Here is a 26,361-nt window from a genome sequence, read left to right as displayed (position 1 = left end):
GATTTATGCTCCCAGCTTCTGGCGCGGATTGAAAGCCATCTCGCGCGCCATGGTTTCATACAGTTCGCGTGCCTTCGCATCGTTGGCCGGCGGCAACACCACTTCCAGCAGCAGATATAAATCGCCGGGCTGGGCTGCGGGTATGCCGCGCCCTTTCAGGCGCAGCTTGCGCCCCGTTTGCGAATTGGGCGGCACCGTGACGGACACCGTGCCCGATGGCGTGGCCACCTCGATGGATCCACCCAGCGCCGCTTCCCACGGCGTGACGGGCACCGTTTCAAAGACATCGCGCCCTTCGGCCTTGTAGCGCGCATCGTTCTGGAAGCGGATTTCCAGATACAGGTCGCCGGCCGGCGCGCCACCACTGCCCGGATTTCCCTGCCCCTTCATGCGCAGCTGCTGGCCTTCCGTCACGCCTTTCGGTATCGTCACTTCCAGCGTGCGTTCGCGCGTCACCACGCGGCCTTGCCCATCGGCTTCCGGCACGCGCAGGACGATGGTGCGTTTGGCGCCATGGTAGCTGTCGTGCAGGCTCACTTCGATGGCAGCGTGGCTGTCTTCGCCCTGCATCTGGAACTGGCTGTTGGTGCGCCCACGCCCACCCACATGGGCAAACAGGTCGGCAAAGAAATCGCTGTCGTCGGCACTGGACGATTCGTAGCCCGAGCCCCAGTTCGGCGGCGGCCGGAACGATCCGCCCTGCCCGCCCTGGGCATGTGGCTGGCGTCCCAGTTCATCGTAGGCGGCGCGCTTTTCCGCGTCGCCCAGCACGCCATACGCCTCGTTCAATTCCTTGGTGCGCTTGTCCGCGTCGGGCTCCTTGCTGACGTCGGGATGGTATTTGCGCACCAGCTTGCGGTAGGCCTTCTTGATATCGGCCTCGCTCGCCGTTTTTTCGACGCCTAGTTCCTTGTAATAGTCCTTGTAATCCACCGTGCATGCTCCCCATGGTTGACCCGCCTGTGGAAAGAGTACACGAATTGGCTGGAACACTGCTTGCGCACAATACAAGGCCAGGGATTAAGGCATGGCTTGCTGGCGCGCAGCCAGCCACGCCCGGACGTCCGTGGTAGGGATGCCGTTTTGCGCATTGTAGGTCGCCGCCTTGTCCCACCACATGCCGTCTCCCCGTGCGAAGGCGGTCCGGTAACGCAGCATGACATCGTCCGGCCGCTGCGCCAGTTGCAAGGCCAGCTTTTCACGGCTTAGCAGTTCGCGCTCGAAAGGGCGCCCCGTCACGTCTTCGACGATGTCCGCCAGCTGGCCATATGAAACCGTGTCGCTGGCAACGTAAATCACCTGATTGCGTATGCGCGGCTGCTGCAGCAGGATGTCGGTCGTCAGACGGCCGATGTCTTCCGGCGTCGTCACCGTCACCCTGGTTTCCCATGTTCCCAATCCCCGTACGAGGCCGGCATCAAAATCGACCAGGCCCGTGCCTGGTTCGAACAGGAAGCTGGTGAACATGCCGGTCGAAATGATCACCCACTCGGTGCCCGTTTGCGACCGCAGCAGGCCGCGCACATCGTACTGTTCATCGAACACGGGCTGGCCGCTGCCCTTGCCGATGACGTCGTAGTCCACCCCGAACTGCCATGGAAAATAGCGGCGCACCCTGGCGGCAATTGCAGCTTGCGTCAGCCTGGTCTGCGTGCCCGCGCCTGCCACGAATCCCGTGCAATTGATCACCGTATGAAATTGCCCCAGCAGCGCGATCAAATCGGCATTGCTGCGCCCGGCCAGATCGAAGGGCAACAATTGCACCCCCGTCGCATCGAGTTCGCGCTGGCGCACAAGCTGCATAGGCGTGGGCGAGACCAGCGATTGTGGCGTCACCAGCACGGACAGCGGCGTTTGGGTCGTTTGCAGGCGCGGCGCCAGGCTGCGCAAGACCGCCATACCCAGCTCGCCGGCGCCCAGTACCAGGGTGTTTTCCATCTCGGTGTTATTTTCCATCTGCGATTTCCTTTTCATGGTGTGCAAGCGATTAGTCTGGTTTTTGATTCAGTCTGCACAGTATAAAATTGGCCTGCACTCTGCATAAGTCCCCAAACGCTGCTTTCAGAATTGCAAAATACGGGATAATCTACGCATTTATCAGCCTAAGGGAGAGCGCCTTGGACAGAATTCGTGCCATGCAAATATTTTCCCGCGTAGTGGAATCGCACAGCTTCGCCGGGGCCGCCAAGAGCTTGTCGATTCCCCGTTCTACCGTCAGCCGGACGATCCAGGACCTGGAGGCGTTGCTCGGCGCCAGCCTGTTGCAGCGCACGACGCGCACGCTCAGCCTGACGCCTGGCGGCAGCCTTTACTATGACCACTGCCTGCGTGTCTTGAATGAGGTGGAGGCCGTTGAAGCCCGGTTTTCCACCCATGCGAACCAGCCCAGGGGCAAGCTGCGCATCGACATGACAGCGTCGTTCGCGCGCCAGATAGTCTTGCCGGCGATTGCGCAATTCCAGGCCAGGTATCCCGAGATTGACGTCGTGCTGACGCTGGGCGACCGGACTGTCGACCTGATACAGGAGGGTGTGGATTGCGTGGTGCGTAGCGGCGTGCCCGAGAATTCGGCCCTGCTGGTGGCGCGCAAGGTGGGCAGTTTTGAGTGGCTGGTCTGTGCCTCGCCCGGCTATCTGGCGAAAAATGGCAGGCCGCAGTCTCTGGAAGACCTGCAGCAGCACCAGCTGATTGAATTTCACTCGGGACGCAGTGGCCGTTCGGTCGACTGGCGATTCATCGTCGACGGTGAAGAGCGCACGATCGCCGTGAGGGGCAAGCTGGCGGTGAACGATACCGACGCTTATCTGGCATGTGGCCTGGAGGGGCTGGGCCTGATACGCATCGCCGATTACCTGGCAGCGCCGCACTTGCGCGCCGGCCGCCTGGTGCAGGTGCTGGAACAGTACGCGGGACCAGCCGTCCCGCTGTCGGTGATTTACCCGCAGAGCCGGCACCTGTCGTCGACGGTGCGGGCGTTCGTGGGCTGGATGGGCGACCTGCTACGCGAGGTGGGGCGGCGTACTTAAGGTACCCTGCGCACCGAGGAAATGCGGCGCTCCATGCCGTGCAAGCGGCCGTAGTTGCCCGGCCCCATGATCATGCAGCGGCCATGGTAGTTGGCGTCGACGCAGAATTCCCAGCGGCCGTAGTTGATGACGACGGAAACGGTACGGTCATTGAAGCCGTAGCGGCTCAAGTCGCGCGCTTCACGCTCCAGGCGCACGGGCCGGCCGCGCATGCCGGCATCGGGAAACAAAAGCACGGCGCCACGCATGTCATCGGGCGGCCGTGGCTTGGGAGGTGGCGGCGGAGGTGGCCTATGGCCGCCGTGGCCAGGCTTGCCCACTTCACGGACAGAAGAAATGACATCGTTCATGCCCGGCAGGCTGCTGTAGTAGCCCTGGCGCAGCACGCGGCAACTGCCCCGGTAATTGGCGTCCCGGCACACTTCCCAGGAGCCTGAGCGCACGATGATGCTCGACGCCCTGTCGTTGAAACTCATGCGCGACAAGTCGCCCACGTCGGAGCGCAAGGTGACGGCGCGGCCACGAAAATCGCTGTCCTGGAACAGGGTCATTTCGCCTGCATCGGCAGCCAACGGGGCCAGTAAAGTGGCGGCGCACAGCAGCGCCGGTCGAAAAGATGCCCGCATGTCAGCGCACCCGGCGCACGGAAGAAATCTGGTTCTCCATGCCGTTCAGGCGGCCATATTGGCCAGGTCCAATGATTTCACAGCGGCCGTTGTAGTTCGAGTCGACGCAGACTTGCCATTGGCCGTCATTGACGACGATCGACGAGATCCGGTCATTGAAACCAAACTGCACCAGGTCATCGGCATTGCGGTCCAGCGCCAAAGGTTCGCCGCGCATGTCGCGGTCTGGAAACAGCAAAATAGCGCCGCGCTGCTGATACTGCGGATACTGGGGCTGCTGCGGATATTGTGGGTATTGCGGCTGTTGCGGATACTGTGGCTGATCATACTGCTGGCGGCGCCCTTCGCGTTCATCAACCATGCGCGCCGACGACACCTTGCCGGACAGGCCGCGTCCCAGGTCGTCGTAGCGGCCTGGCCCGAAGATGCGGCACACGCCGTTGTAATTGGCATCGCTGCACAACTGCCAGTAGCCGTTGTAGATGACGATGCTGGTGGTGCGGTCGTTGAAGCCGATATTGACGAAGTCGTCGGTATCGCGGTTCAGGCGCGCCGAGCCGCCATTCTGGCCGGCGCCCGAATACACTTCCAGCATCGAGCCACGGCCATAGCCGCCGCCATTGCCACGGTCAGGATCGCGGCCCGGGCGGCCCGGATTGCCTCCCATTTCACGCACCGAAGAGAGGGCGTCGTTCATGCCTGGCAGCGAAGGATATTCACCCGGTTCGAGCACCTTGCAATTGCCGCGAAAGCCACCGTCGGTACACACTTGCCAGCTGCCTGAACGCACCACGATGCTCGATGCCTTGTCGTTGAAATTGTAGCGCGACAGATCGTCCGTGGTTTCACGCAAGGTCACGGCGCGGCCACGGAAATTCGAGTCTTCAAATAAAGTGATTTCACCGGCAGAAGCGCCGAGATGGATCAGCAAGGACGCTGCGCATAGCAGGCTACGTTTTAAAGGGTACAGCATCTTAACTCCGTTTATGTATATTCATTGCGCATGCAGCGCGATCGCCCGCGTGCGCCTGTGTTCTTTGAGTGTGGCCGGGCAGTGCCTTAATCGATGCGGCGCAGCGAGGAGATACTCTTGTCGAGGCTATTCAGGTCAGGGTAGCTGCCGGGCCCCATCACCTCACACTTGCCGTTGTATTGGGAACCCTCGCACATCTCCCACGTGCCTTCATGGATGACTATCGAGCTGGCCTGGTCATTGTAATTCATGCTTACCAAATCACGGACGTCGCGGTTGACGGACAGGCCTGGGCCCCGCATGTCGCTGCGTGCATACAACACCACCAGGTTATCGCCGCCGCGCGGCCGGTTGGCTTCGCGCGGATCGACCAGCCGCGCCGACGACACACGGCCATTGAGGTCGCGGCCCAGGTCATCGTAGCTGCCGGGACCGAAGACGCGGCAACTGCCGTTGTAATTGGCATCGCTGCAGAGCTGCCAGTAGCCGCGTTCGACGCGGATGCTGTTGGCGCGGTCATTGAAACCGATGGCGACCAGGTCGTCGCGGTCTGCATTCACGGGCGCAGATGCACCCCGCTGGTCGCGGTCGGAAAACAGCTCCAGTGCCGGGCGTGAACCGCCGCCACTGCCGCCGCCATCGCGTCCCGCTTCACGCACGGATGAAATCTTGTCGTTCATGCCATCGAGCGAACTGTAGTCGCCTGGCCCCAGGGTGCGGCACTGGCCGTTAAATTGCGAATCCGTGCACACTTCCCAGGTACCCGAACTGACGCGGATGCTGGACGCCGTGTCATTGAAATTGATGCGCGACAGATCATCGCTGGCGTCGCGCAGCACCACCACGCGGCCACGGAAATTGACATCGGTGTAGAGACTGATTTCACCTGCCTGCGCGGCGGCGTGGGATAGCAGGATGGCGGCACATACCAGAGCGTGTTTCAGTGTACGGTTCATCGGCGGGTCTCCTGTGATAAGAACATGGCAACTAGACGCCAGTGTAGCTGTCGCGCCAAAAAAACGGTGTAACAAAATATGCGAAATACACAAGAAATTGTTACTAAAAGCAATAATTGACGCTCTGACAGCGCCATACCTCTCAAGACCAGGCCCCGCCCTTTCCGCCTGCGCGGGGACAAGTTGCTGCAATGTCAGTAAAATGCCCTGTTCCTTCACGTCTTTCCAGCTTAGTCAGGTATCGTTTCAATGCCCCATACCACCTCGTTTACCGCCCCCGCCATCCGCAATGAAGTATCGTCCTTGTGGAAGCTGGCCTGGCCCATCCTGATCGGCCAGCTGGCCACCGTCGGCATGGGCGCGGCCGACGTGGCCATGACGGGCCACACCAATCCCGAAGAACTGGCGGCCGTGTCGCTGGGCGCGGCCATCTGGTCCATCGTGCTGGTGACGGTGAGCGGCATCATGATGGCGATCAATACCTTGGTGGCGCATGAAATCGGCGCCGCGCGCCACGACAAGGTGCCGCACATCGTGCGCCAGGCACTGTGGAAGGCGCTGGCCGTGGGCCTGGTGGCCTGTTTGCTGACGAATATGGCGGCGCTGGTGTTCGACCATCTGATGCTGGAACCGGCCGTGGCGGCCAAGGCCAAGCTGTTTGTGCACATCATCAGCTGCGCGCTGCCGCCGTTTGCCGCCTACCGCGCGCTGTATGGCTACAGCACCAGCATCAACCAGACCAAGCCGGTGATGGTGATCGCGCTGGCCGCGCTGGGCTTGAATATCCTGGTCAACTACCTGCTGATCTACGGCCACTGGGGCATGCCGAAGATGGGCGGCGTGGGCTGCGCCGTGGCCACCACCACCTGCGTGTGGATGATGCTGGCCGCGATGGTGCTGTGGATACGCCACGCCCCCGTCTACCGCCCTACATATCCGTTCAGCCACTGGGAAGCACCGCAGGCGGCCAGCATCGGCCCCATGCTGCGCCTGGGCCTGCCGATAGGCGTGACGTATTTTGCGGAAGTGAGCGCCTTCGGCATCATCAGCCTGCTGGTGGCGCGCTTTGGCGTGATCCAGGTTTCGGCGCACCAGATCGCCCTCAATTTTTCGTCCGTCGTGTTCATGGTGCCGCTCACCTTCGGCATCGCGCTGGTGACGCGCGTGGGCCACGCCGTGGGCGAAAACAATCTGCGCCGGGCGCGCTTCATTTCCTGGGTCGGCGTGGCCATGTCGCTGACGGCGGCCGTGGTCTCGGCCATCCTGATCACCGTGTTCCGCCACCAGATCGCGCAAGCCTATACCTCCGATCCGCAAGTGCAGGCGCTGTGCGCCAACCTGCTGCTGTTTGCCGCCCTGTTCCAGCTGTCCGACGCGACCCAGGTGGCCGCCTCGTGCGCCATCCGCGGCTACAAGGTAACGCGCCCGCCTATGCTGATACAACTGCTGGCCTTCTGGGGCGTCTCGCTGCCTATCGGTTATGTGCTGGGCCTGGCGCCGCAAGGCTTCTTCCTGTCGCCAGCCGCACCGATGGCCGCCACCGGTTTCTGGATAGGCCTGGTGCTGGGCCTGACGGTGGCCGCCGTGCTGCTGACCTGGTATCTGAACCGGCTATCGCTGCGACGCCTGCACGCAGGGGCCTGAACGCGAAATGGGCGGCGCAATTAAGGTGTGAATTAAGGTGTGAATTAATGCGCGCCGCCTTGACAGCTAAGAATACAAAATATCGCCACTCCTGAGGTTTCGCCGAAGTAAAGAAGGCAATCACGGCCTTATTCCGTGCCCTGCCCTATCGCATTAAATGCCGCGCTCTGGTATCGTTTGTGGTCAGGCCCGAGGCTTGACACCTCCTTTTACCATCACCGAGACATCCATGCGTTTTCTTCTTTGTTTTCTGGCCGCGATGGCCAGCGTTCCTGCGGCAGCTGAAAAGCTGACCCTGGAACGCATCCATGCCGATCCGGCGCTGTCCGGCCCCGGCGTGCGCAATCTGAAGGTCTCGCCCGACGGCGAACGCGTCACGTTCCTGCGCGGCCGTGCCGACAACCAGTTCCAGCTCGACCTGTGGGAATTCAAGCTGAAAGACAAGAGCACGCACCGCCTGGTCGATTCCAAGGCGCTGGTGCCGAATGAAACCATCTCGCCCGAAGAACAGGCGCGCCGCGAACGCGAGCGCACGGCCAGCCTGAACGGCATTCTCAGCTACAGCTGGTCGCCCGATGGCAAGCAGCTGCTGGTGCCGCTGGCCGGCAATCTGTATCTGGTCGATGCGGCCAAGCCGGACCAGGCGCGCCTGGTCGCCAAGGGCAATGTGCTCGATCCGAAAATCTCGCCGAAAGGCCGCTACGTGTCCTTCGTGCGCGACCAGAATCTGTTCGTGATCGACCTGAAAACCAATGCCGAACGCCAGCTGACCACCGATGGCAAGGGCACTGTCCATAACGCCGAAGCCGAATTCGTGGCGCAGGAAGAAATGGGCCAGCGCACCGGTTACTACTGGGCGCCGGACGATAGCGCGATTGCCTACAAACGCTACGACGAAGCGCCAGTGCCGGTAGTGCGCCGCTTTGAAATCTTCGCCGACCGCACCGATGTCGTCGAACAGCGCTACCCTGCCGCTGGCGACCCTAACGTGCTGGTACAACTGCGCATCGTCTCACCGGAAACGGGCGTACAGCGCCAGATCGACCTGGGCACGAATCCCGATATTTACCTGGTGCGCGCCGACTTCAGCGCCGACAGCAAGTCGCTGGTGTATCAGCGCCAGTCGCGCGACCAGAAAACGCTGGACCTGGTGGCAGTCGATGCGGCCACCCTGGCGCAACGCACCTTGCTGACGGAAACCTCGACAACCTGGGTCAGCATCAATGACGACCTGCGCTTCCTGTCCAACGGCACCTTTTTGTGGTCGTCCGAGCGCACTGGCCGCAACCATCTGTATTTGTACGACATGAGCGGCAAGCTGCTGCACGCTGTCACCAGCGGCGAGTGGGGCATCGACAATCTGCTGGCCGTCAATGAAAAGACCGGCAAGGTCTACGTGTCGTCCAACCGCGACGCCGTGATCGACAAGCAAACCTACGCCCTGGCGCTGGACGGCAGCACGGCCGACAAGCCGCAGCGCGTGACCCGCGCCGACGGCTGGCATGACACGACCTTTGCCCGCAATGGCGCGGTCTTTGTCGATACCTATTCCGATCCATCGACGCCGCCGCAAGTGAGCATCCGCCGTCCTGACGGTTCCATGGTGGGCTGGCTGGAAGAAAACGCCCTGAACGCCGATCATCCTTACGCCAAATACAAGGCCGACCACCTGCCGACCGAATACGGCACGCTGAAATCGAACGATGGCCAGACCCTGTATTACTCGCTGGTGAAACCGTCGAACTTCGACGCTTCGAAACACTACCCGGTCTTCCTGTCGACCTATGGCGGCCCGCATTCGCAGCACGTGGCTCGCCGCTGGGGCAACACCTTTGACCAGTACATGGCGCAGCAGGGTTTTGTGGTGTTCCGTCTCGATAACCGTGGTTCTTCGCGCCGCGAACGCGCTTTCACCGACGCCATCTACCATAACCTGGGTGCAGCGGAAGTGGCCGACCAGGTGGTCGGCATCGACTGGCTGGCCAAGCAAAGCTTTGTCGATCCGAAGCGCATCGGCGTATTTGGCTGGAGCTATGGCGGCTTCATGACCTTGCGTTTGCTGTCGGCTGCCTCGGACAAGATCGCCATGGGCGTGTCGGTAGCGCCCGTGACCGACTGGTCGCTGTACGACACCCACTACACGGAACAATTCCTCGGCCTGCCGAAGGAAGACGCAGACGGCTACCAGAAGAGCACCGTGTTTGCCCACCTGGACGGCTTGAAGTCGCCACTGCTGCTGATACATGGCATGGCGGACGATAACGTGCTGTTTACGAACACCACGCGTCTGATCGATGCGCTGGTGAACCGTGGTGTACAGTTCGACCTGATGACCTACCCGGGCGCCAAGCACGGCATTTCGTCGCGCGCAGGCCAACGCCATGTGTACGCGAAGATCGCCGGCTTCTTCAAGAAAAACCTGGGTACGGAGGCAGCGAAGTAAGCTGCTGTCGCCCCAAATAAAAACCGCCGCCTGTCTCGCGACAGGCGGCGGTTTTTTTCATGCGTGCCGGACTTATGGCTTGCGCGTGACGGTGTCGACCGCATCTTTCACGTCGCCAACTTTCTTTTGCACTTTGCCTTCAGCCTGGTTAGCCAAGCCCTTGGCTTGTTGCTCCTGGCTGCCGACCAGTTTGCCAGCTTGTTCCTGAATTTTGCCGCCGACTTCTTTCAGTTTACCTTCGACTTGATCTTTGTTCATGGTGAACTCCTCGTTGTAGTTGGTACATCTGTGGGTATATCTCTGTCCAGCCCAAGGGCCGGTACCGCGGCTCACACGCTGCTTGCTGCGTGTCGATGTGTCCATACTACGCTTGAGGACCTGAAAGTTCTGTTCGGTTCCTAACACATGCCCAAATGTATTTATTTTCGGTTTACTCACCCTTGCGCCATACGCTGGCCAGCCACGGCTGCTGTTCGCGCGGCAAGCCGGCGGGACGGTAATAATGTTCGAGCAAGGTAAAACCGGCCGCCTGCAGATGGGCGAACCAGGTGGCTTCATCGTAATAACTGCCGTAGCGCGGGCCATTCCAGCCTTCCTGGTTCTGGCCGCGCGGGTTGGAACTGAAGAGCACGCCACCGGGCTTCAAACAGCCGTGCAGCGCCCGCAGCACGCCAGGCAAGGCGGCGCTGGGCACGTGGAACAGTACGGCGTTGGCAAACACGCCGTCGAAGTGGCTGGCGGGCAGGTCGAGGTCAACAAAGTCTTGCTGCCAGACGGTGCAACCGCTATACGCGCGCGCCATCTCGACAAAGCGCTGCGAGCCATCGACGCCGGTGGCGTGGTGGCCCAGCGCGGTGAACGCTTTCAGGTCGCGCCCCGGGCCACAGCCCAGGTCGAGGATGGAAAACGGCGCGCTGCGCCCATCAGCTTGAATCGCGTTCAGCAGCGCATTGATATTCTGGCGCACGTCGTGGTCGCGCGTGCCTTCAAAGAACTGCTCGGCGCTGGCGTCGTAATGGGCCAGCGTGCGCTCCGTGATAGCGTGCAGCGCATCTTGCGTTTCCTGCTGCGAGGGGGATAGGGAGGGCTGGTCGTTCATGGTATTCCTGTCTGAGGTTTTCCTGTTGCATCAGCCCTCCATTTTAGCGTGCTACCAGACTCTTACGCGCTGCTCCGGCGCCAGGTACAGGCGCTGGCCCTGCCTGACGTCGAAGGCCGGGTACCAGGCATCGAGATTGCGCACGGTGGCGGCGCGGTATTGCGCCGGTGCGTGGCCATTCGTCAGTATCTGCTGGCGTTCGGCCGCTTCACGCGCCTTGTTGCGCCAGCTGATGCCATAACCGGTGAAGAACTCGCGGTCCGCGCCAGGCTGGACCGGCTTGCCTTGCTGCGACAGGGTAAACGCATCGTAGGCAGCCGACAGACCGGCCAGGTCGGCCAGGTTTTCACTGAGGGTCAGCTGGCCATTGACGGCCAGGTCGGGGAAGGGCTGGTAGGCAGAGAACTGCGCCACCAGCTGTTTCGAAGCAGCCTGGAAATGGGCCAGGTCGGATGGCGTCCACCAGTCGCGCCACTTGCCCTGGGCGTCGAACTGCGCACCCTGATCGTCAAAACTATGGCTGATCTCGTGGCCGATGGTGGCGCCGATACCGCCATAGTTGGCTGCATCGGAGGCGTTCGGATCAAAGAATGGCGGCTGCAAAATGGCGGCCGGGAAGTTCAGCGCATTTTGCAGCGGCAGGTTGACGGCGTTGACCAGTTGCGCCGGCATCGCCCATTCGGTGCGGTCGACCGGCTGGCCCAGCTTGGCCAGTTGCTGCTGATAGTGGAACTGCTCGGCGCGCTGCGCATTGCCCAGCGCATCGCCGCGCACCACTTGCAAGCCCGCATAGCCGGCCCAGTGATCGGGGTAAGCCACGCCCACGTACAGGGTCTTGAGTTTTTCCTGCGCCTGCGCCTTGGTGGCGGGCGCCATCCAGTCCAGCTTGTCGATGCGGCGCGAGAAGGCGGCCACCAGCTTGCTGACCATCTCCTGCACTCTTGCCTTCGATTCAGGCGAGAAATAGCGTGCCACATACAGCTTGCCGACGGCGTCGCTGAGCGCGTCATTGGTAGCGGCCAGCGCGCGTTTGCTGCGCGCCGATTGCTGCGGCGTGCCGCTCAGGGCGCGGCCATAAAAGGCGAAGTGCTGATCGGCGGCGGCGCGCGGCAAGGTGGTGGAGAAATGGTTGATGGCGTGGAAGGCCAGGAAATCCTTCCAGGTCGCCAGCGGCACGGTGGACGCCAGTGCAGCGCTGCCCTTCATGGCGCTCGGATGCCAGACGATGAAGTCTTTTTGTCCCGACAATCCTGCACCGTCAAAGAAGGCGGCCCAGTCCAGGCCCGGCGCCTTGCTGGCGAAGTCCTGCGTGCGCCAGACGTTGTTGCCCTTGGCGACATCGGCCGAATCTTCGCGGCTGGCGTGGCCGGCGGCGATCTTTTGTTCCAGCGCAAACACGCGCGCGGCGCGGCCTTGCGCATCGCTGTAACCGGCCAGCTTGAACAGGGTAGCGATATGTTTCTGGTACTCGCCGCGCAATTGCTGCATGCGCGGGCTGTTGTCCAGATAGTAGGCGCGGTCAGGCATGCCCAGGCCGCCTTGCAGCAGGTAGGCCACGTTGCGCGTGGTGTCGTTCAAGTCTTGCGCCACCCACAGGCCAAACAGGTTTTCAGTGAAGAAGTTCGTCGAGTTGAGCGGATCGACATCGGCGCGCAAGCTCGCGCCCAGCGCACGCGCCAGGCCAGCCTGGTCGTGCAGGGCGTCGATTTTCTTCAGCAGCGGTTTCAAAGGCGCCCAGCCTTTCGCTTCGATAGCTGCTTCGTCCATATAGGAGCGGTAAAAATCGCTGATCTGGCGCGCTTCGGCGTTTGGATTTTGTTGGCTCTCCAGTCCTTCGACCAGGCCGATGATGCGTTTATTGGTCTCGTCGGACAGCGTGGCAAACGAGCCCCAGCTGCTGCGGTCCGCGGGAATCTGCGTGTTGCGCACCCAGTCGCCATTGACGTAATTAAAGAAGTCGTCACCGGGCAAAACAGCTGCTGGCGCTGTGGCGGCAAGGGCTGTGGCAGGCGCAACAGGAGCAGCATGGGCCGGCACGGCCAGGGCAAGCGCCAGGGCGGCGGACAGTGGTGCAATACGCCAGGATGGGCGGGTAGCGGGCATGGAATTCCTTTCGGGGATATCGGCAAAATCGTGGCTGAAATCATAGCTTGTTTGGCGACAAAAAGCGTTGTCGATATATTTTGCATCCGAACAAAAAAACGGCATATAGTTTCATGACAGCCACACCGATTGCCGCGCGAACAAAGGAGAGTGCCATGCAACTTGAAGCGCTGTTTCAACACCCTCACGCCTTGCCCACTGCCCCAAAAATCGTCGATGAACTGGTGCGCAGCTTCGACAACCCTTCCATTTCCACCGAAGAACTGGCCCGCAAGCTGGGCGCCGACCCGGCCCTGAGCGCCAAACTGCTGCGCCTGGCCAACTCGGCCTATTACCACGTCTCGCGCAGCATAGGCACGGTGGAAGACGCGGTGCTGATGCTGGGTTTTGTGACCGTGCGCACCCTGGTCATCAGCTCGGGGCTGGTCAGCGGCTTCAAGGTCGTGCCGGGCTTGAACCTGCAGCAATTCTGGCGCTACAGCCTGCATAGCGCCGTCTCGGCCCGCTGGATCGCCAGGCAGACGGGCGAGAACACGGAACTGGCCTTCACCATCGGCATGATGCACGCCATCGGCCAACTGGTGCTGCATGCAGCCGCGCCCGAGCAAGCCATGCAACTGGACAAGATCACCCCACCCTTCGACGCCCGCCGCATCGATGCCGAAAGGGTGTCGCTGGGCTATTGCTACGCGGACGTGGGCGCAGAACTGGCGCGTCGCTGGAAGTTTCCACCCGTGTTAGCCGACACCATCGCCGCCTTTCCCGCTCCGCTGGCCGGCAAACCCCTCAATCGTCTGGCCGCCGTGCTCCACCTGGCCGCCTGGCGCGCCCGCATCGAGGAAAATGCGCTGAATAACGAAGAAATCATCGCCTGCTACCCCAACGAGGTGGCCGAAGCGCTCGGTTTAGCACCGTCCATCATGGTCGACAAGATGCCGCCACCTGCCACGCTCAGCGCCGGTCTGGAAGAGCTAGTACGCTAAATATTACCCTCAGCACAAGATGCCATCACCAGCATCCATGCGGCTTGCCGGGGAGTTTGCCGATTTGATGTCTGTTTGAACACTACTTACACTTTCTTTCAAAAAATCACTCAAGATTTCAGCAGCTTCGCCGTTATGCTAGCCATGTAGCACTTTTCCTTCACTTAACTGGAGAGGCTCATGACTCCCAACGAGGTTCTCGCGATGTATGAAAATATCGCCGGATTGACCAATAAAATGGTCGTCGCCGCGCGTACGCATGACTGGGATGGCTTGAGCAGTCTGGAAAAACTATGCTCTCAAGAATCGCAATCAGTCCAGGCTGGCGCCTTGCCGCCGCTGTCTGCCGCAGCGCGCAAGCGCAAGATTGACTTGCTGAAACAAATACTGGCGAATGACCGTACCATCCGCGACATGACGGTGGGCCCGGTCATGCTGGTGCCCAGCGCCGTACAGGGGTTGCCAAACTGAGCATCGTAAAAAAAGCGCCTCGGGCGCTTTTTTTACGTCTGTTCAAGACAACACTCACCACCTCACTCAACGCGAGAACGGCGATGGCTCCGCTTCCGCCGGCGCGTCATCCGCCGCTTCCCTTGCGCCGTCCACTGTTTCCGTCAAGACAGGCACCGGCGCACGGCGAAATGGCTTGCGCAGCAAGACCCAGTACTTCGATGGCGGCCGGTCTGTACCCTGCTGCTTGCGCTTGCGCCAGATATACACGATCACTGCCGTCAGCAGTAAAAAGATCAAGGTGCCGAGTCCCAGCCACCACAGGCCGCCGCCAGGTGGTTTCTTTTCCTTGGCGGCCGGGGCTGCATGCAAGGGCTTGGGCTTGGCATGTGGCGCTTCCGTCACGGCGACTGGCGGGGCAGCAGCAGGAACAGGAGCAGCCGGCACGGCCAGCGCCTTTTGCAAAGCGCCAACCTTGCCTTCCAATTCACCCAATTTATCGCTCAAGGCTACATTCTGTTGATTGAGCGCCGCACACGTTGCATCGGGCGCGGCAGCCACTTGCGGCGCGCAAGATGCCGCTGGCGCAAGGGCACGGCGCAACGGCGGCCGCGTCATTGCTACGGCGGGAGGCAGGAACACGGCCGGCGGACGCACCATGCCTTCGGCACGCGCGCGGGCCGCCAGCGCGGCGGCATCGGGTGGCGGCGCAACCGGCTTGGCCGGCAATATGGGGGCAGCTGATGGTATGGCTGGTGCGACAAAAGGCGCCGGTGTCAGCCAGACCGTTGCCAGGCGCACATTGGCGCCGCTATCGCTGCCCAGCACAAAATACAGGTGCACATGGCCGGCCGTGATGACTTGCTGCGTACTCACGTGCACATAGCGCCGGCCGTCGCGCACGGTCTGGCTGAGGGCCAGTCCTTGCAGGGCCGGGTCCATCGTGATGCCGCCACCCTGGTACACATCGATTGACGCCAGGCGCACGGCCACGCCGCCGCTGTCCTCGGGCGCCAGCGCCGTCAGTTCGATATCGGCAGACAGGGGCTGGCCCACGTGCGAGAGCGCGCTGATATCGCCAAGTTCGGCCGCAAAAGCAGCAGGCGCAGCCACGCTGCCGGCGATACAGGCGATCAGGATCCGACGGAAAAAGACACTACTGTGCATGGGTGAATCGCTTTGACAACAGGGAAAAGGGAGTACGTCCCATATTAACGGCAGGAAATACGCAAAATAAAGGCTGAGCAGTACAGTATGGCCACGCCCTGTGCGTTTTTGGCGTCTGGAGTACACTCGAAGGACCAAAATCGATGAAAGGGATGCCATGAGTAGCAGAATCGAACGCGATAGTTTCGGCCCGATCGACGTAGCTGCCGGTCAGTTGTGGGGAGCGCAGACCCAGCGCTCGCTGGAGCACTTCCATATCTCCACGGAAAAGATGCCGCCCGAATTGATCGCCGCCCTGGCCACCGTCAAGCGCGCGGCCGCCCACGTCAACCTGGACCTGGGCTTGTTAAGCGGCAAGAAAGCCGTTGCCATCACGCAGGCCGCCGATGAAGTGCTGGCCGGCAAACACCCGAGCGAATTTCCGCTGGCTGTCTGGCAAACGGGTTCCGGCACGCAAAGCAATATGAATATGAACGAAGTGCTGGCCAACCGGGGTTCCGAACTGATGGGCGGCCTGCGCGGCGCCGAGCGCCTGCTGCATCCGAACGACGATGTGAACCTTGGGCAATCCTCGAACGATATCTTCCCTACCGCCATCCACGTGGCTGCCGCGCTGGCCGTCGCCAACACCGTCTTGCCCGCCCTGCGCCAGCTGCGAGCCACGCTGGACGCCAAGGCGGCGCAGTTTGCCGATATCGTCAAGATCGGCCGCACCCATTTGCAGGACGCTACGCCGCTGACCCTGGGCCAGGAATTTTCCGGCTATGTGGCGCAGCTGGACTTTGCCGAACATATCATCACGGCATCATTGCCACCGCTGTTGCAACTGGCTGCCGGCGGCACGGCCGTGGGCACGGGCTTGAATGCCCATGCCGAGTTTGCCGACCGCATCGCTGCCGAACTGGCGCGCCTTACCAGCCAGCCCTTTGCCAGCGCCAGCAACAAGTTTGCCGCCCTGGCGGCCCACGATGCGCTGGTTGCCTCGCATGGCGCACTGAAAACCCTGGCCACGGCCCTGATGAAAATCGCCAACGACGTGCGCTGGATGGCGTCCGGCCCCCGCTCCGGCCTCGGTGAAATCACCATACCGGAAAACGAACCGGGCAGCTCCATCATGCCGGGCAAGGTCAACCCCACCCAATGTGAAGCGCTGACCATGCTGTGCTGCCAGGTCTTCGGCAACGATGTGGCCATCACGGTGGGCGGCGCTTCGGGCAATTTCGAGCTGAATGTCTTCAAGCCCTTGATTGCGCACAATTTCCTGCAGAGCGCCCGCTTGCTGGGCGATGGCATGCGCAGCTTTGACGAACATTGCGCACATGGCATCGAAGCAAACCGCGAGCGTATCGCCGAACTGATGGAGCGTTCCTTGATGCTGGTCACGGCCCTGGCGCCGCATATCGGCTATGACAAGGCAGCACAAATCGCCAAGCAGGCGCAGCATGAAGGCACGACCCTGAAAGCAGCTGCATTGGGCCTGGGCTTCGTGACGGAGGAACAATTTGCAACATGGATCGTGCCACTGGAGATGACGCGCCCCAACAAAAGCTGACACCCCGCCTGCATCCCTGACGGCTTGATGTAAACTAGGCGTAAGAAATTGGTAGACGTCGTCATCCAGTGCCAAAAACATATTATTGCAATAAGGGATACAATGCAAAAAGTAAGCTTTGATTTAAGCTCCGAGTTCATCGAACTGAACCAGCTGCTCAAGCTGGTCGGCCTGTGTGACAGCGGCGGCGCCGGCAAGATCATGGTCGACAGCGGCGTGGTGAAGGTCGATGGCAAGAAGGAATTGCGCAAGACAGCCAAGATCCGCGCAGGACAGGTGGTCAGCGTGGCCGACATCCGCATCACCGTCGTCGGCTGATGAGCAAAGCCTGGGGCGCAGCCGCGCTCCCGGGCAAGCGCCGCGCTCAGCGCCTGATCGGTGCATGATGATAGAGACTTTCAGTGTTTCATATATTCATCGATATTGCGGAAGGGGGAAGCCATGGACCATCCCGAGCACGGCACGCACGATCAGGAACGCCTGATTGCTGACTTGCGGCAAGTCATAGAAAATGCGGAAGAATTGCTCCGCAACACAGATAAATACACGAGCACCTTGTATCAGAGCGCGCGCGCCAGGCTGGAAATCGCACTGGTGGCCGCCATGGCGGAACTGAGCCGTTTCGAGGAAGAACAGCTGACGCGCATGATGGCGGCAACCGAAGCTGCCAACGCCGTATGCCACGATCAGACGGGCGAAGCACGCCTGTTGCGCGCCTTTAGCCAGCCTTGACGACGTTTTAGCGCATTTCCGTCAATACCGCATGGGCCAGCCAGTGGCGTAGCTGGGCGCCCAGGTCGAAGACGTCATCGAGCTCAAACGCCGCATCGAGCGCGGCGCCAAACACCTGCCCTTGCTGCAGTAGCGACAGCGCCGCATGGCCAGCCGCATCGAGCGTCACCGCCTGCGCCTTCCATTGCGGCCGGCACACCAGCACATAGCTATCGCCAGCGACTTGCTCGGGAAACACGCCCTTGCCATCACCTTCCTGATGCGCTTGCCACAAGGCCAGCACTTGCCATGGCGAAGCGATCAGGGCGCACGCCGGATGCAAGCTGAAGCTGCTCGCTTCGAGCTGCTCAGGCGTCAGTGTTGCCAGGGTGCTGGCCGGCAAGCCCGCTGCATCGGGCGCGTAATGGGCCAGATGCAAGGCCCACTCCAGACGCGCCATGTCTGGCAGATACGGCAACTCGGCGGCAGGCGCAAAGTCGTCGAGGAAAGTCGCAAACCGGGCGCCGAACTGGTTCAGGTCAGGATCTTGCGAAGGATAGGCTCGGCCATAAGCACCTGCCAGGCCACCAAAGAATGCGTCACCCACCAGCGCCAGCACGACAGGATAGGCATGGCCCAGGGTACGCCGCCAGGTGGCGCCCAGGTTGCCCCGGTACAAGGCCAGGCGCTCGGCGCGCGCTACTCCTTGCATTTGCGGCAAGACCGCCTCGCTGTGCGCCATATCCAATAGCGCGGCGGCAAACGCTTGCTGGCCGGCCTCCAGCGTAGAGTTCGGCAGCGCTGGCGTCATTGGCACACTTGTAACTTGCCAAGGCGCAGGCGGCTGATGGGGCTTCATGAGGCTGCGTGCCTGGTCCGCTTCCTCCAGCAAGACCTCCAGCGCGGGCACATCCGTATCCCATTCGATCAGAGTCGGCACCTGCCCAAAGCGCTGCAAGGCGGCTTGATACAAGGCCCACACAGGCTCGGCAACGCGCGCGCCGTGATGGTCGATCACGGCATGCGGCGTGACGAGGTGGCCAGCAAGGTGAAATTCGCCCACGCTGCCTGGTGCGATGGCTTGCAGGGCAGCCAGCGCATCTTCGCCGTGGTTACACTGGTTCACATACAGGTTATTGATGTCGAGCAGCAAGCCACAGCCGCTGCGGCGGGCCAGTTCGGCCAGGAATTGCGCTTCGCTCATGCTATCGCCCTGAAAGCGCAGATAAGTGGAGACATTTTCCAGCAAGATCGGCCTTTGCAAGGCATCTTGCACCCTGCCGACACGCTCGCATAGCAAGTCCAGTGCGGCACTATCGAGGCGCAGAGGCAGTAAATCATTGAGCTGATGCCGGGCGACGGCGCCCCAGCACAGGTGTTCCGACACCAGCGCCGGCTCTATCTCTTGCACCAGTTGGCGCACGCGCTGCAGATGCTGCTCGGAAAAACCCTGGGCCGATCCCAGCCCCAGGCCCACGCCATGCAGGCTCAGCGCATAGTCGGCACGCAAGGTCGACAACACTTGCCAGTCCCAGCCCGAACGGGCCAGATAATTTTCCGTATGCACTTCCAGCCAGTCCACAGCGGGCCGGGCCGCAAGGAAGTCGCGGTAATGGCTGGCGCGCAAGCCAACGCCCACACCAGCGAGCGCATGGGTAGGCAGAGGCATGCGGGCAGCAGTGATGATTACTTGGCCTGCTTGGCGGCCTTGACCGGTTTCAAGGAACCGCCAGCCTGGGTGCACGTGCCCTTGGCAACATAGGCCCACTCGCCAGGCAAGTTATCTTGTGTCGCCTGTCCGGCGCAGGAATGGGCGCCATCGGCCGAGGCGCAGTCATTCTGGCCTGCTTTGGCGACGCCGTAGCATTTTTCCTTGTCGCCGGTAGTGGCAGGCGCATCGTGCGCCGCTGCGCTGACGGCACTGGTGGCGCACAGGCCTGCGAGGGCAGCGGCGACGAAGGCTTGACGTTTGTTCATGGTATTCCTCTTGCAAGTGATAGATAAATGGGAGCAGACGCATGCCGCACCGGGCAGCCATGCCGCCATCGGCACAGTGATTCTACTGAATTGGCGGCGGCGTGGCGAACATTCCGTTTTTTTATGGCCACAAGAGGAACAGGCAAAAAACAAAAAGCCCACCGCCACCGTCAGCAACGGTGGTGTGGGCGGGCAAAAACCAGCTCAGACGCAGAGGATGGCGCCTGGTGACGCGCACTCAGGCAGTGGTATTGATGCGGTTACCCAGGTGAGCAGGCAGATTCGGCGCTGCAGGCACAGGTGGCAAGGCGGCCAGCAAGGCGGTGGCGGTGGAACTCTGCACTTCCTGTGCTTTTTTCAGCACAGACAAGCCGACGGCTTGCCGCGTTCCTGTCTCCGCCATCGTGGTTGACAGTTGAGCAATGCTTCCGACGTCCATGGCGTTCTCCAGTAATGGTCTACCTGTATTAACGGGCGGCACGAGCAATACTTTAGGCTTATTTTCGCAGCCAGTCTGTATGCCACTGCAGCAGCCAGCCCAGCACGTCATTGGGGGCATTCAAGTCCAGCCAGACCAGTCCCTCGCGCAGGTCGTCCGGCGCCGGGCTATCCGACGCCACGGCGATCACATGCACATCATGTGGATACAGCGGCACTTGCCCCACTTCAACACGAAATACTTCCAGCTTGGGGATGGCATCTTGCTTGAAGCCCTCGACCAGGGTCAGGTCTGCCGGCCCCATGCGGGCCAATTGCTGGGCCAGGGTCGGTTCGGGCGCGCCGCGCAACTCATGCACGATGGCATAACGATAGGGCGAAGCCACCATCACTTCGGCCGCGCCAGCCAGGCGCAAACGGGCGCTATCTTTCTGTGGCGGCTCCAGCGCCAGGTCATGGTGGCTATGCTTGACCAGGTTGACACGCAGACCACGCGCCGCCAGTTGCTGCACCACGTACTCCAGCAAGGTAGTCTTGCCACTGCCGGAACGGCCTATGACGCCCAGTACCGGGTGCGCGGGCATGGATGCTTGCATGATGGTCGTCCTCTTTTGTCGGTGGGGCTGCTTACAGTGAGTGCAGCTTATTATACGCAGCCACCTGACAGTTTCTTTCCAGACTCAGCCACTGCCCTCGCCATCGTTCAGCAGCGCCATCCTCGCTGGCGCCAGCACATGCCCATCGGAAGGACTTTTATTTTTCCGCCGCCGGCCGAGCGACTGCGGCCCACTCTTGCCACTTTTACCATTGGCTGCCAGTGCATTTTTCGCGCCACGGGCCAATTGCCGATGGGCGGCGATCGCGCCCGCCTCGGCATCGGACATAGTCGCCGCAGACGATGCGCCCAAGGCCACGGCCTTGTCCACGGGCGCGAAATCGGCGGCGCGCAGCTCCGCTTCCCAGCACGCGCGCTGGGCTTGCACACTGTCGGGCATGGCAGGCGCTGGCCGCGGCTGCGTCAGCGACAATGCCGCGCCCAGACTGCCTGCAGCTGCCACGCGCGCGCCCATGTCGGGCAAGGCGCCGTCCACGCCCTGGCAAAAGCGCTGCAAGATGGTTTTGATGATGGACGTGTGGTCCAGCAAATCGTGGCAGACGCTCCCTGGCGGCAGCAATGGCGACACCAGCAAGGCCGGCACGCGCGCTCCATACTGGCGAAAAGCAGGATCATCGTCTGCGGCCGGGCCGGGCAGCACGTGATCGAAAAAGCCGCCGTGCTCGTCATAGCAGAGGATGAACAAGGTGCGCGGCCAGGCAGGACCCTGCGACAAGGCCTGGTAGACCTGCGCCACCAGCGCCTGGCCGGCGCGGATGTCGGCTGGCGGATGGTCGTCATCGGCAAAGAAATGGGGATCGATCCAGCTGACCGAGGGCAAGGTACCCGCCAGCGTATCGCCGATGAAGCCATAGCGGCGCTGGCGCGAACCGAAAGGTTCATAGCATTCGGATGAGCGGTAATGGTCGTCCGTCAGGGCCAGGCTCCAGGGTTTCCAGGCGGAATAAAATTTCCAGCTGACCAGGGAACGCTCCAGCTGGCGCACAAAGGATTTATTCGCATACAGGGGCACGCGCTTGCTGTCCTTGCTGCCGGCCGCCCTGCCGCTGATGGCGTACAGGCGGTTGGGCCAGGTCGCGCCCGGCACCGAACTATGCCAGCGGTCGCAGACGCAAAATTGCTGCGCCAGGAAGTCATACATGGGCAAGTCGTTCGCGTTGTAGTAACCCATCACCAGATCGACGTCAGGGTCGCCAGGATGCGTTTGCGCATAATCGTCGACAAAACCGCCATTCCTGTTTTGCAGCTGCGCCGCGACGGACGCGCCTGTATGCGATGGATCTTGCTCTGCGCCCAATGCCGTGCGCTGCAAATGATGGATGGGATAACTCACGCCACCATGCGTGTTGGCATATTCGGCGCGCAAGCCGTCGATATCGCTGCGCCCGCCCTCCAGGCTCAGATAGCCCAGCATATGGTCAAAGGAACGGTTTTCCATCATCAGCACGACGATATGGTCGATCTGCGCCAGATTGCTCATCATGATAGAACTCCCAAGCCAGAACTTGCGGCCTGCCTGCGCCTGAGGCACACAGCGGTGCCAACAGCAGTTCGACCCAGGCCAAGCTAGCGGGTTCCCTTGGCCTTGGCCTGGCTTGATATGCAACAACGACCGGGCTGCAATCAATACGGCATCTTGTAGCGATAACCCTTGAAGTTGAAGATGGCTGCCTTGGGCTGCAGCTTTTCCAGCACCAGGCCCGGCGCCAGTTCCTCGCCTTCATGGCGCAGCACTTTGTCGATCAGCAACAAGCGGTCTTCCGGATTTTTGGAATAGATGTAGCCACCCAGGACGATGGGTGGAATTTGCTGCCGTATCGGTTCGGGCAAGTCGCGCAGGCCGGGTATCACTTCTTCCGATGGCGCGCTGGCTGGCGCGGCCGCTTCCGCCCTGGCGACAGCTTGTGGCTTGGGTTCAGGAACGGGCACGGGCGCCGCCTTGACGGGCGCGGGCGCTTGTGCAGGCGCTAGCGGCGCAAGCACTGGCGCAGGCGCAACGACGACAGGAGCAGGAGCAGGAGCCGGGGCCGTGACCGGGGCCAATACAGCAGCCGGCGCTGGCTGCTGCCAGGGCCGCCACCACAGCAGCGCCGCCAGCACGGCCAGCACGGCCGCCCCCAGCGCCAGCCACACCGGCAAGTGCCGATTGTCAGCCACGCCGTGCGCATGATGTAACGGCAACTGGGGCGCGTGGATGGATGGCAACTCACCCAGTTGACGCTCGGCCTGCGATTTTTTCAGTGCTTCCAGAATATACGACATCTTATTTCCCCGCGACCAAGGCCGCTGTGGCTGCTGTAGCTGCTGTAGCACCCGACAGGCGCGGCTCTGTATTGTTATCACCCAGTTGCATCAGGCGCATGAAAGTCTTCGGTCCGGCCAGGCCATCGGCCTTCAGCTGCTGTTCTTGCTGGAAGTCGCGCAGCAGCTTTTGCATCGCATCATCCAGCGGCAGGTTGTCGGCCGGCGGCGGCAAGCCATGCAATTGCGCCAATCTCCGCGCCAGCCAATCGACGTCGGCACCACGGGCGCCGACCGGCACTTCATCGCGCCAGCCGCGCGGCGCGCGCCAGAAGGTGACGAAACTGCCATCGCTGCGCTGTGCCAGTTGCGCCAGCGGCAAGCTTTGCTGTTTTCCATCGACCAGCACGCTGGCCTGCTCACCGTGCAGACCGGTCAGCACGGCCAGTTGCTCCACGCCGCCATCGCCGGACAAGCTCAGCATGGCTGGCCGGTCCAGCACGCGCAGCTCGGCGATGCCGCCCCGGCTTTGCAGGCAGCGCAAACCTGCGCGGGCGCCCGCCTGGCAGGCGTCGCCCGCCGGCAATTGCTCACCCCACAAGCTGGCCAGCTGGCGCAGGACGGCGTTGCGGTCCAGCACCGCCACCTTGGCAGCGGGTATGGCAGCAGGCTTGGGCGCGGATGCCACTGCGGCCAGCGGCGCCGGTGCGTGCCGGGGCACTGGCGCAAAATGCCAGGCCAGCGCAGCCGTCACCACGGCGCCGGCCAGCACGCCGGCCGCCACTTGCGGCCAGCGCCAGTGCGACGATGGTTTAGCGCCCTCTTCCGCAAACACTTCCTGCGCCGCCCGGCGCAAGATCTTGCGCGTCACTTGCCGCTGGTTTTCCACATAGGCGCCCAGCAGCGCGCGGTCGCACAGCAGATTGATGCGGCGCGGCACACCATGGCTCAACTGATGAATTTTCGCCATCAGGCTGGCAGCGAATGGCTGCTGCGCCGTGCTGCCCGCCACCGCCAGCCGGTGGTGGATATAGCTGGCCGTCTCATCGGCCGACAGGGAACCCAGGTGATAGCGGGCGATCACGCGCTGCGCCAGTTGCTCCAGTTCCGGCCGGGCCAGCATGGTGCGCAATTCGGGCTGGCCGATCAAAATGATTTGCAGCAGCTTGCGCTCGCTCGTTTCCAGATTCGTCAGCAAGCGCAATTGCTCCAGCACCGCAGCCGACAGGTTTTGCGCTTCGTCAATAATCAGCACATTGTTCTTGCCCTGCGCATGGCTGGCCAGCAAATGCGTGTTGATCGCATCGACATAGCCTTTCACGCTGGACACGCCGGGCGCCAGGCCGATGCGGAATTCCTCGCAGATCGAGTGCAGCAATTCTTCCACCGACAGCTTGGGATTGAAGATATAGGCGAGCTGGCAATTCTCGGGGATCTGCTCCATGAAACAGCGGCACACGGTGGTCTTGCCGGCGCCGATTTCCCCTGTCAGCAAGACAAAGCCGCCGCCGCTGCCCACGCCATACAGCAAATGGGCCAGCGCTTCGCGGTGGCGTTCGCTCATGAACAGATAGCGGGGATCGGGGGCGATCGAAAACGGCGATTGCTTGAGCTGAAAATAATGCGTGTACATGAAGACCCTGCGGATGGAGAATCAGGTGGCACAGTCAGGCGCAGCAGCAAACAAGCTGCACGCTCAACGGGTATGCTTGGGCAATGGCTTGTATCTGGCGCAATAGACTTTTGCCTTGCTACGAAAGTAGACGATTTTACTGCCAGGCACGGATGTTCGGACAGGAAATGCGGAATTATCGGCCTTGCTGAAAGCCATGCCCGACGCAGCGCGAATGGCCGGCTCCAGTTTTTCCGGCGTGGTGTCAGCCACCACGCCCATGAACACGAGCGCACTGGTATCGTCGCTGACGATCACGTCGGTGACGGGCGCGCCCCACAGCGTGGCGTCGGTGCGGAACCAGTAGGCGCCGCCCTCATGCTTGTAGGCCGGGCCGAAAGCCGTCAGCAGATAGGCATAAAAAGCCTTGTTATCGAGATGGTCGACGCACAGCACCGCATTGCCCACCACCTGGCCGAAGGTGCTCGGCGGCGCCTTTTTCTGCGCCACCGCACTGACGGCAGGCAATAGTGCCATGGCGGCCATCACGGCAAGTCTTGTCAGGTGGCGCATGCGCATACGAGCTATGCGCCTACCGCTTGCGCTCTTCTTTCTTGACCTTCTTGGCTTCCTTTTTTTCCTTCATGGATTTCGCGGGCTCCTTCTTGCTTTCCTTCTTGCTGTCCTGTGCCTTGCTCATCATCTGCTCCATACGCCCGGGCGGATTGCCCAGCCCATTATGACACTGCGCCGTGAAAATGCCACGTCATTTCCCGGCCAGCGCCAGCCTATCCCTCACTCTTGGCGTGCAATAAAAACAAAAATGCATTCCAAATTTATATGTATTGTGTTTAAATACAGCGAAAGCATAAAAAGATATGAAGCCATCATGTGCGGGCGCAAGCCCCTCGTCTTGGACAAGACTACACGCTGGAGACAAGACATGTGCCGAGATCATTTCGGCCCTGCGTATTCAGATTGCAGCCTCGAACGGACACGCCATGATGAAAAATTTGATACTGCTGACAGCAGCCCTGACCCTATCGGCCGGCAGCAATCTCGCCGGTGCAGATTCCACGCGATACAACCTCAGCAAGCCGCCCACCCCACACCCCTACGAACCGAGCACGCCAGCGCTGCTGCTGATTGCTGCCGGCCTGCTGCTCTTGCGCATACGCAACTCCAACAACGACACCTTCGTTGGCAAATAGATTCCAGACAGACAAACGACCGCACCAGGCGGCCGTTCTGCTGACTGCTTCTTTACGCCCCCACTACATCAGTGCAGGCAAAGGCGTCGGCGCGTCTTCTCGAGCAGCGCCGTATCGTAGGGATACAGGCACTCGGTAAACAACATTTCCGTTTCTGCCTCGTCTTCCAGGCACATCGCCAGCATGGTCGGACCATCGTCCAGGCGGCCGAGGAATTCCTTGGGCCAGCGATTCTTGCGATGGGCGCGCATCACTTCCATGCCCAGTGCCGCCAACGGCGCTGGCACGCCGGCGGCCAGCGCCTCGCTCTGCCACTCGTCCCAATATTCGCTTTTTGCTGCCTTGTCGTTCATCTGCTGTCTTCCAACTGAGGTCTAAAAGGCGGACTGTACTCCTGATGACCAGGCTTGCCAAGCATGCTCCCAAGCAAACTGCGCGCCTCAGCCATGCTGTGCCTGTAGAAAATTGGCATTAAACAAGGCCAATTTCAATACCATTCACAATGACAATAAACACCTTTACTAACAATGACT

At 61.5% G+C, this 26,361-nt stretch carries 27 protein-coding genes; 9 read left to right on the top strand and 18 right to left on the bottom strand.

Translation table 11 applies throughout. The features are described from left to right. Nucleotides 1-3: 3 nt before the first annotated feature. Together HDE72_RS06875 and HDE72_RS06870 are read right to left on the bottom strand one after the other, a co-directional pair. Nucleotides 4-933, bottom strand: coding sequence for a DnaJ C-terminal domain-containing protein (locus HDE72_RS06875; protein ID WP_183738221.1), 930 nt, complete (start codon nt 931-933; stop codon nt 4-6). 87 nt (nt 934-1,020) lie between these two features. Next, nucleotides 1,021-1,956: an aromatic alcohol reductase gene (locus tag HDE72_RS06870; protein WP_183738219.1), complete on the bottom strand. Its 936-nt coding sequence runs from the start codon at nt 1,954-1,956 to the stop codon at nt 1,021-1,023. A gap of 179 nt (nt 1,957-2,135) precedes the next feature. On the opposite strand from HDE72_RS06870, the gene HDE72_RS06865 reads away from it, so the two are divergent. Beyond that, the gene (locus HDE72_RS06865; protein WP_260176551.1) at nt 2,136-3,026 is read left to right on the top strand and encodes a LysR family transcriptional regulator; all 891 of its coding nucleotides are present in this window, start codon (nt 2,136-2,138) and stop codon (nt 3,024-3,026) included. Here HDE72_RS06865 and HDE72_RS06860 read toward each other — a convergent pair. The 3 genes from HDE72_RS06860 to HDE72_RS06850 form a co-directional block, all read right to left on the bottom strand. Next, nucleotides 3,023-3,652: a beta/gamma crystallin-related protein gene (locus tag HDE72_RS06860; RefSeq protein ID WP_183738216.1), complete on the bottom strand. Its 630-nt coding sequence runs from the start codon at nt 3,650-3,652 to the stop codon at nt 3,023-3,025. The two genes, HDE72_RS06865 and HDE72_RS06860, sit on opposite strands and share 4 nt — an antisense overlap. A gap of 1 nt (nt 3,653) precedes the next feature. Next, nucleotides 3,654-4,625, bottom strand: coding sequence for a beta/gamma crystallin-related protein (locus HDE72_RS06855; RefSeq protein WP_183738214.1), 972 nt, complete (start codon nt 4,623-4,625; stop codon nt 3,654-3,656). Between the two features lie 86 nt (nt 4,626-4,711). After that, nucleotides 4,712-5,581 (bottom strand): beta/gamma crystallin-related protein, encoded by an 870-nt coding sequence (locus HDE72_RS06850; protein ID WP_183738212.1) that lies wholly within the window; start codon nt 5,579-5,581, stop codon nt 4,712-4,714. Between the two features lie 249 nt (nt 5,582-5,830). On the opposite strand from HDE72_RS06850, the gene HDE72_RS06845 reads away from it, so the two are divergent. Next, a complete protein-coding gene (locus HDE72_RS06845) occupies nt 5,831-7,225 on the top strand; it encodes an MATE family efflux transporter (RefSeq protein WP_183738210.1) in 1,395 nt (464 codons plus the stop codon). 229 nt (nt 7,226-7,454) lie between these two features. Further along, a complete protein-coding gene (locus HDE72_RS06840; protein ID WP_183738208.1) occupies nt 7,455-9,668 on the top strand; it encodes a S9 family peptidase in 2,214 nt (737 codons plus the stop codon). Between the two features lie 72 nt (nt 9,669-9,740). Here HDE72_RS06840 and HDE72_RS06835 read toward each other — a convergent pair whose 3' ends face one another. The 3 genes from HDE72_RS06835 to HDE72_RS06825 all read right to left on the bottom strand — a co-directional run bounded on the left by HDE72_RS06835 (nt 9,741) and on the right by HDE72_RS06825 (nt 12,870). Beyond that, entirely contained in the window at nt 9,741-9,926 is a 186-nt protein-coding gene (locus HDE72_RS06835) for a CsbD family protein (protein ID WP_183738206.1), read from the bottom strand. A 172-nt stretch (nt 9,927-10,098) separates the two neighbouring features. Further along, a complete protein-coding gene (locus tag HDE72_RS06830; RefSeq protein WP_183738204.1) occupies nt 10,099-10,767 on the bottom strand; it encodes a class I SAM-dependent methyltransferase in 669 nt (222 codons plus the stop codon). Nucleotides 10,768-10,818: 51 nt separating this feature from the next. Continuing rightward, nucleotides 10,819-12,870, bottom strand: coding sequence for a M13 family metallopeptidase (locus tag HDE72_RS06825; RefSeq protein WP_183738202.1), 2,052 nt, complete (start codon nt 12,868-12,870; stop codon nt 10,819-10,821). Between the two features lie 155 nt (nt 12,871-13,025). On the opposite strand from HDE72_RS06825, the gene HDE72_RS06820 reads away from it, so the two are divergent. Both HDE72_RS06820 and HDE72_RS06815 read left to right on the top strand, forming a co-directional pair. Then, nucleotides 13,026-13,853, top strand: coding sequence for an HDOD domain-containing protein (locus tag HDE72_RS06820; protein ID WP_183738200.1), 828 nt, complete (start codon nt 13,026-13,028; stop codon nt 13,851-13,853). A 180-nt stretch (nt 13,854-14,033) separates the two neighbouring features. After that, complete coding sequence (locus HDE72_RS06815) at nt 14,034-14,324, top strand: flagellar protein FliT (protein ID WP_183738198.1); 291 nt, start codon at nt 14,034-14,036, stop codon at nt 14,322-14,324. 66 nt (nt 14,325-14,390) lie between these two features. Here the strand turns inward: HDE72_RS06815 and HDE72_RS06810 are convergent, their stop codons facing one another. Beyond that, complete coding sequence (locus HDE72_RS06810; RefSeq protein ID WP_183738196.1) at nt 14,391-15,470, bottom strand: type IV pilus assembly protein FimV; 1,080 nt, start codon at nt 15,468-15,470, stop codon at nt 14,391-14,393. Nucleotides 15,471-15,627: 157 nt separating this feature from the next. Between HDE72_RS06810 and fumC the strand changes: the two genes are divergently transcribed. From fumC to HDE72_RS06795, 3 genes are all read left to right on the top strand, one after another. Beyond that, nucleotides 15,628-17,022: a class II fumarate hydratase gene (gene fumC, locus HDE72_RS06805; RefSeq protein ID WP_183738194.1), complete on the top strand. Its 1,395-nt coding sequence runs from the start codon at nt 15,628-15,630 to the stop codon at nt 17,020-17,022. A gap of 102 nt (nt 17,023-17,124) precedes the next feature. Next, the gene (locus HDE72_RS06800) at nt 17,125-17,340 is read left to right on the top strand and encodes an RNA-binding S4 domain-containing protein (RefSeq protein WP_183738192.1); all 216 of its coding nucleotides are present in this window, start codon (nt 17,125-17,127) and stop codon (nt 17,338-17,340) included. Nucleotides 17,341-17,463: 123 nt separating this feature from the next. Then, nucleotides 17,464-17,754 (top strand): hypothetical protein, encoded by a 291-nt coding sequence (locus tag HDE72_RS06795; protein ID WP_183738190.1) that lies wholly within the window; start codon nt 17,464-17,466, stop codon nt 17,752-17,754. Between the two features lie 7 nt (nt 17,755-17,761). Here the strand turns inward: HDE72_RS06795 and bufB are convergent, their stop codons facing one another. From bufB to HDE72_RS06755, 8 genes are all read right to left on the bottom strand, one after another. Then, nucleotides 17,762-19,402: an MNIO family bufferin maturase gene (gene bufB / locus HDE72_RS06790; RefSeq protein ID WP_183738189.1), complete on the bottom strand. Its 1,641-nt coding sequence runs from the start codon at nt 19,400-19,402 to the stop codon at nt 17,762-17,764. Nucleotides 19,403-19,419: 17 nt separating this feature from the next. Continuing rightward, nucleotides 19,420-19,710, bottom strand: coding sequence for a BufA1 family periplasmic bufferin-type metallophore (locus tag HDE72_RS06785; RefSeq protein WP_183738187.1), 291 nt, complete (start codon nt 19,708-19,710; stop codon nt 19,420-19,422). A gap of 238 nt (nt 19,711-19,948) precedes the next feature. Continuing rightward, nucleotides 19,949-20,149, bottom strand: coding sequence for a YjfB family protein (locus HDE72_RS06780; RefSeq protein WP_183678546.1), 201 nt, complete (start codon nt 20,147-20,149; stop codon nt 19,949-19,951). A gap of 58 nt (nt 20,150-20,207) precedes the next feature. Next, nucleotides 20,208-20,795, bottom strand: a complete 588-nt coding sequence (mobB, locus tag HDE72_RS06775) for a molybdopterin-guanine dinucleotide biosynthesis protein B (RefSeq protein ID WP_409254952.1) — start codon at nt 20,793-20,795, stop codon at nt 20,208-20,210. A 33-nt stretch (nt 20,796-20,828) separates the two neighbouring features. Next, a complete protein-coding gene (locus tag HDE72_RS06770; RefSeq protein ID WP_183738183.1) occupies nt 20,829-22,247 on the bottom strand; it encodes an alkaline phosphatase family protein in 1,419 nt (472 codons plus the stop codon). 140 nt (nt 22,248-22,387) lie between these two features. Next, on the bottom strand, nt 22,388-23,026 hold the full coding sequence (locus HDE72_RS06765; RefSeq protein ID WP_183738181.1) for a general secretion pathway protein GspB: 639 nt from the start codon (nt 23,024-23,026) through the stop codon (nt 22,388-22,390). 1 nt (nt 23,027) lies between these two features. Further along, nucleotides 23,028-24,638, bottom strand: a complete 1,611-nt coding sequence (locus tag HDE72_RS06760; RefSeq protein WP_183738179.1) for an ExeA family protein — start codon at nt 24,636-24,638, stop codon at nt 23,028-23,030. Nucleotides 24,639-24,701: 63 nt separating this feature from the next. Then, on the bottom strand, nt 24,702-25,154 hold the full coding sequence (locus tag HDE72_RS06755) for a hypothetical protein (protein ID WP_260176549.1): 453 nt from the start codon (nt 25,152-25,154) through the stop codon (nt 24,702-24,704). Nucleotides 25,155-25,618: 464 nt separating this feature from the next. On the opposite strand from HDE72_RS06755, the gene HDE72_RS06750 reads away from it, so the two are divergent. Continuing rightward, a complete protein-coding gene (locus HDE72_RS06750) occupies nt 25,619-25,828 on the top strand; it encodes a PEP-CTERM sorting domain-containing protein (RefSeq protein WP_183738175.1) in 210 nt (69 codons plus the stop codon). A 68-nt stretch (nt 25,829-25,896) separates the two neighbouring features. On the opposite strand, the gene HDE72_RS06745 is transcribed toward HDE72_RS06750, so the two are convergent. Continuing rightward, on the bottom strand, nt 25,897-26,181 hold the full coding sequence (locus HDE72_RS06745; protein WP_183678560.1) for a hypothetical protein: 285 nt from the start codon (nt 26,179-26,181) through the stop codon (nt 25,897-25,899). Between the last annotated feature and the right edge of the window lie 180 nt (nt 26,182-26,361).

It is taken from the genome of Janthinobacterium saanense, from assembly GCF_014200675.1.
In the GTDB taxonomy this organism is placed as follows: domain Bacteria; phylum Pseudomonadota; class Gammaproteobacteria; order Burkholderiales; family Burkholderiaceae_D; genus Janthinobacterium.
This window is presented reverse-complemented; position numbering and strand designations above follow the sequence as displayed.

Excerpts from the sequence above, each read along its gene's own strand:
- HDE72_RS06870 (WP_183738219.1), bottom strand. The coding sequence starts at position 1,956 with ATGGAAAATAACACCGAGATGGAAAACACCCTGGTACTGGGCGCCGGC.
- HDE72_RS06865 (WP_260176551.1), top strand. The coding sequence starts at position 2,136 with ATGCAAATATTTTCCCGCGTAGTGGAATCGCACAGCTTCGCCGGGGCC.
- HDE72_RS06860 (WP_183738216.1), bottom strand. The coding sequence starts at position 3,652 with ATGCGGGCATCTTTTCGACCGGCGCTGCTGTGCGCCGCCACTTTACTG.
- HDE72_RS06855 (WP_183738214.1), bottom strand. The coding sequence starts at position 4,625 with ATGCTGTACCCTTTAAAACGTAGCCTGCTATGCGCAGCGTCCTTGCTG.
- HDE72_RS06850 (WP_183738212.1), bottom strand. The coding sequence starts at position 5,581 with ATGAACCGTACACTGAAACACGCTCTGGTATGTGCCGCCATCCTGCTA.
- HDE72_RS06845 (WP_183738210.1), top strand. The coding sequence starts at position 5,831 with ATGCCCCATACCACCTCGTTTACCGCCCCCGCCATCCGCAATGAAGTA.
- HDE72_RS06840 (WP_183738208.1), top strand. The coding sequence starts at position 7,455 with ATGCGTTTTCTTCTTTGTTTTCTGGCCGCGATGGCCAGCGTTCCTGCG.
- HDE72_RS06835 (WP_183738206.1), bottom strand. The coding sequence starts at position 9,926 with ATGAACAAAGATCAAGTCGAAGGTAAACTGAAAGAAGTCGGCGGCAAA.
- HDE72_RS06830 (WP_183738204.1), bottom strand. The coding sequence starts at position 10,767 with ATGAACGACCAGCCCTCCCTATCCCCCTCGCAGCAGGAAACGCAAGAT.
- HDE72_RS06825 (WP_183738202.1), bottom strand. The coding sequence starts at position 12,870 with ATGCCCGCTACCCGCCCATCCTGGCGTATTGCACCACTGTCCGCCGCC.
- HDE72_RS06820 (WP_183738200.1), top strand. The coding sequence starts at position 13,026 with ATGCAACTTGAAGCGCTGTTTCAACACCCTCACGCCTTGCCCACTGCC.
- HDE72_RS06815 (WP_183738198.1), top strand. The coding sequence starts at position 14,034 with ATGACTCCCAACGAGGTTCTCGCGATGTATGAAAATATCGCCGGATTG.
- HDE72_RS06810 (WP_183738196.1), bottom strand. The coding sequence starts at position 15,470 with ATGCACAGTAGTGTCTTTTTCCGTCGGATCCTGATCGCCTGTATCGCC.
- fumC (WP_183738194.1), top strand. The coding sequence starts at position 15,628 with ATGAGTAGCAGAATCGAACGCGATAGTTTCGGCCCGATCGACGTAGCT.
- HDE72_RS06800 (WP_183738192.1), top strand. The coding sequence starts at position 17,125 with ATGCAAAAAGTAAGCTTTGATTTAAGCTCCGAGTTCATCGAACTGAAC.
- HDE72_RS06795 (WP_183738190.1), top strand. The coding sequence starts at position 17,464 with ATGGACCATCCCGAGCACGGCACGCACGATCAGGAACGCCTGATTGCT.
- bufB (WP_183738189.1), bottom strand. The coding sequence starts at position 19,402 with ATGCCTCTGCCTACCCATGCGCTCGCTGGTGTGGGCGTTGGCTTGCGC.
- HDE72_RS06785 (WP_183738187.1), bottom strand. The coding sequence starts at position 19,710 with ATGAACAAACGTCAAGCCTTCGTCGCCGCTGCCCTCGCAGGCCTGTGC.
- HDE72_RS06780 (WP_183678546.1), bottom strand. The coding sequence starts at position 20,149 with ATGGACGTCGGAAGCATTGCTCAACTGTCAACCACGATGGCGGAGACA.
- HDE72_RS06770 (WP_183738183.1), bottom strand. The coding sequence starts at position 22,247 with ATGATGAGCAATCTGGCGCAGATCGACCATATCGTCGTGCTGATGATG.
- HDE72_RS06765 (WP_183738181.1), bottom strand. The coding sequence starts at position 23,026 with ATGTCGTATATTCTGGAAGCACTGAAAAAATCGCAGGCCGAGCGTCAA.
- HDE72_RS06760 (WP_183738179.1), bottom strand. The coding sequence starts at position 24,638 with ATGTACACGCATTATTTTCAGCTCAAGCAATCGCCGTTTTCGATCGCC.
- HDE72_RS06755 (WP_260176549.1), bottom strand. The coding sequence starts at position 25,154 with ATGGCACTATTGCCTGCCGTCAGTGCGGTGGCGCAGAAAAAGGCGCCG.
- HDE72_RS06750 (WP_183738175.1), top strand. The coding sequence starts at position 25,619 with ATGATGAAAAATTTGATACTGCTGACAGCAGCCCTGACCCTATCGGCC.
- HDE72_RS06745 (WP_183678560.1), bottom strand. The coding sequence starts at position 26,181 with ATGAACGACAAGGCAGCAAAAAGCGAATATTGGGACGAGTGGCAGAGC.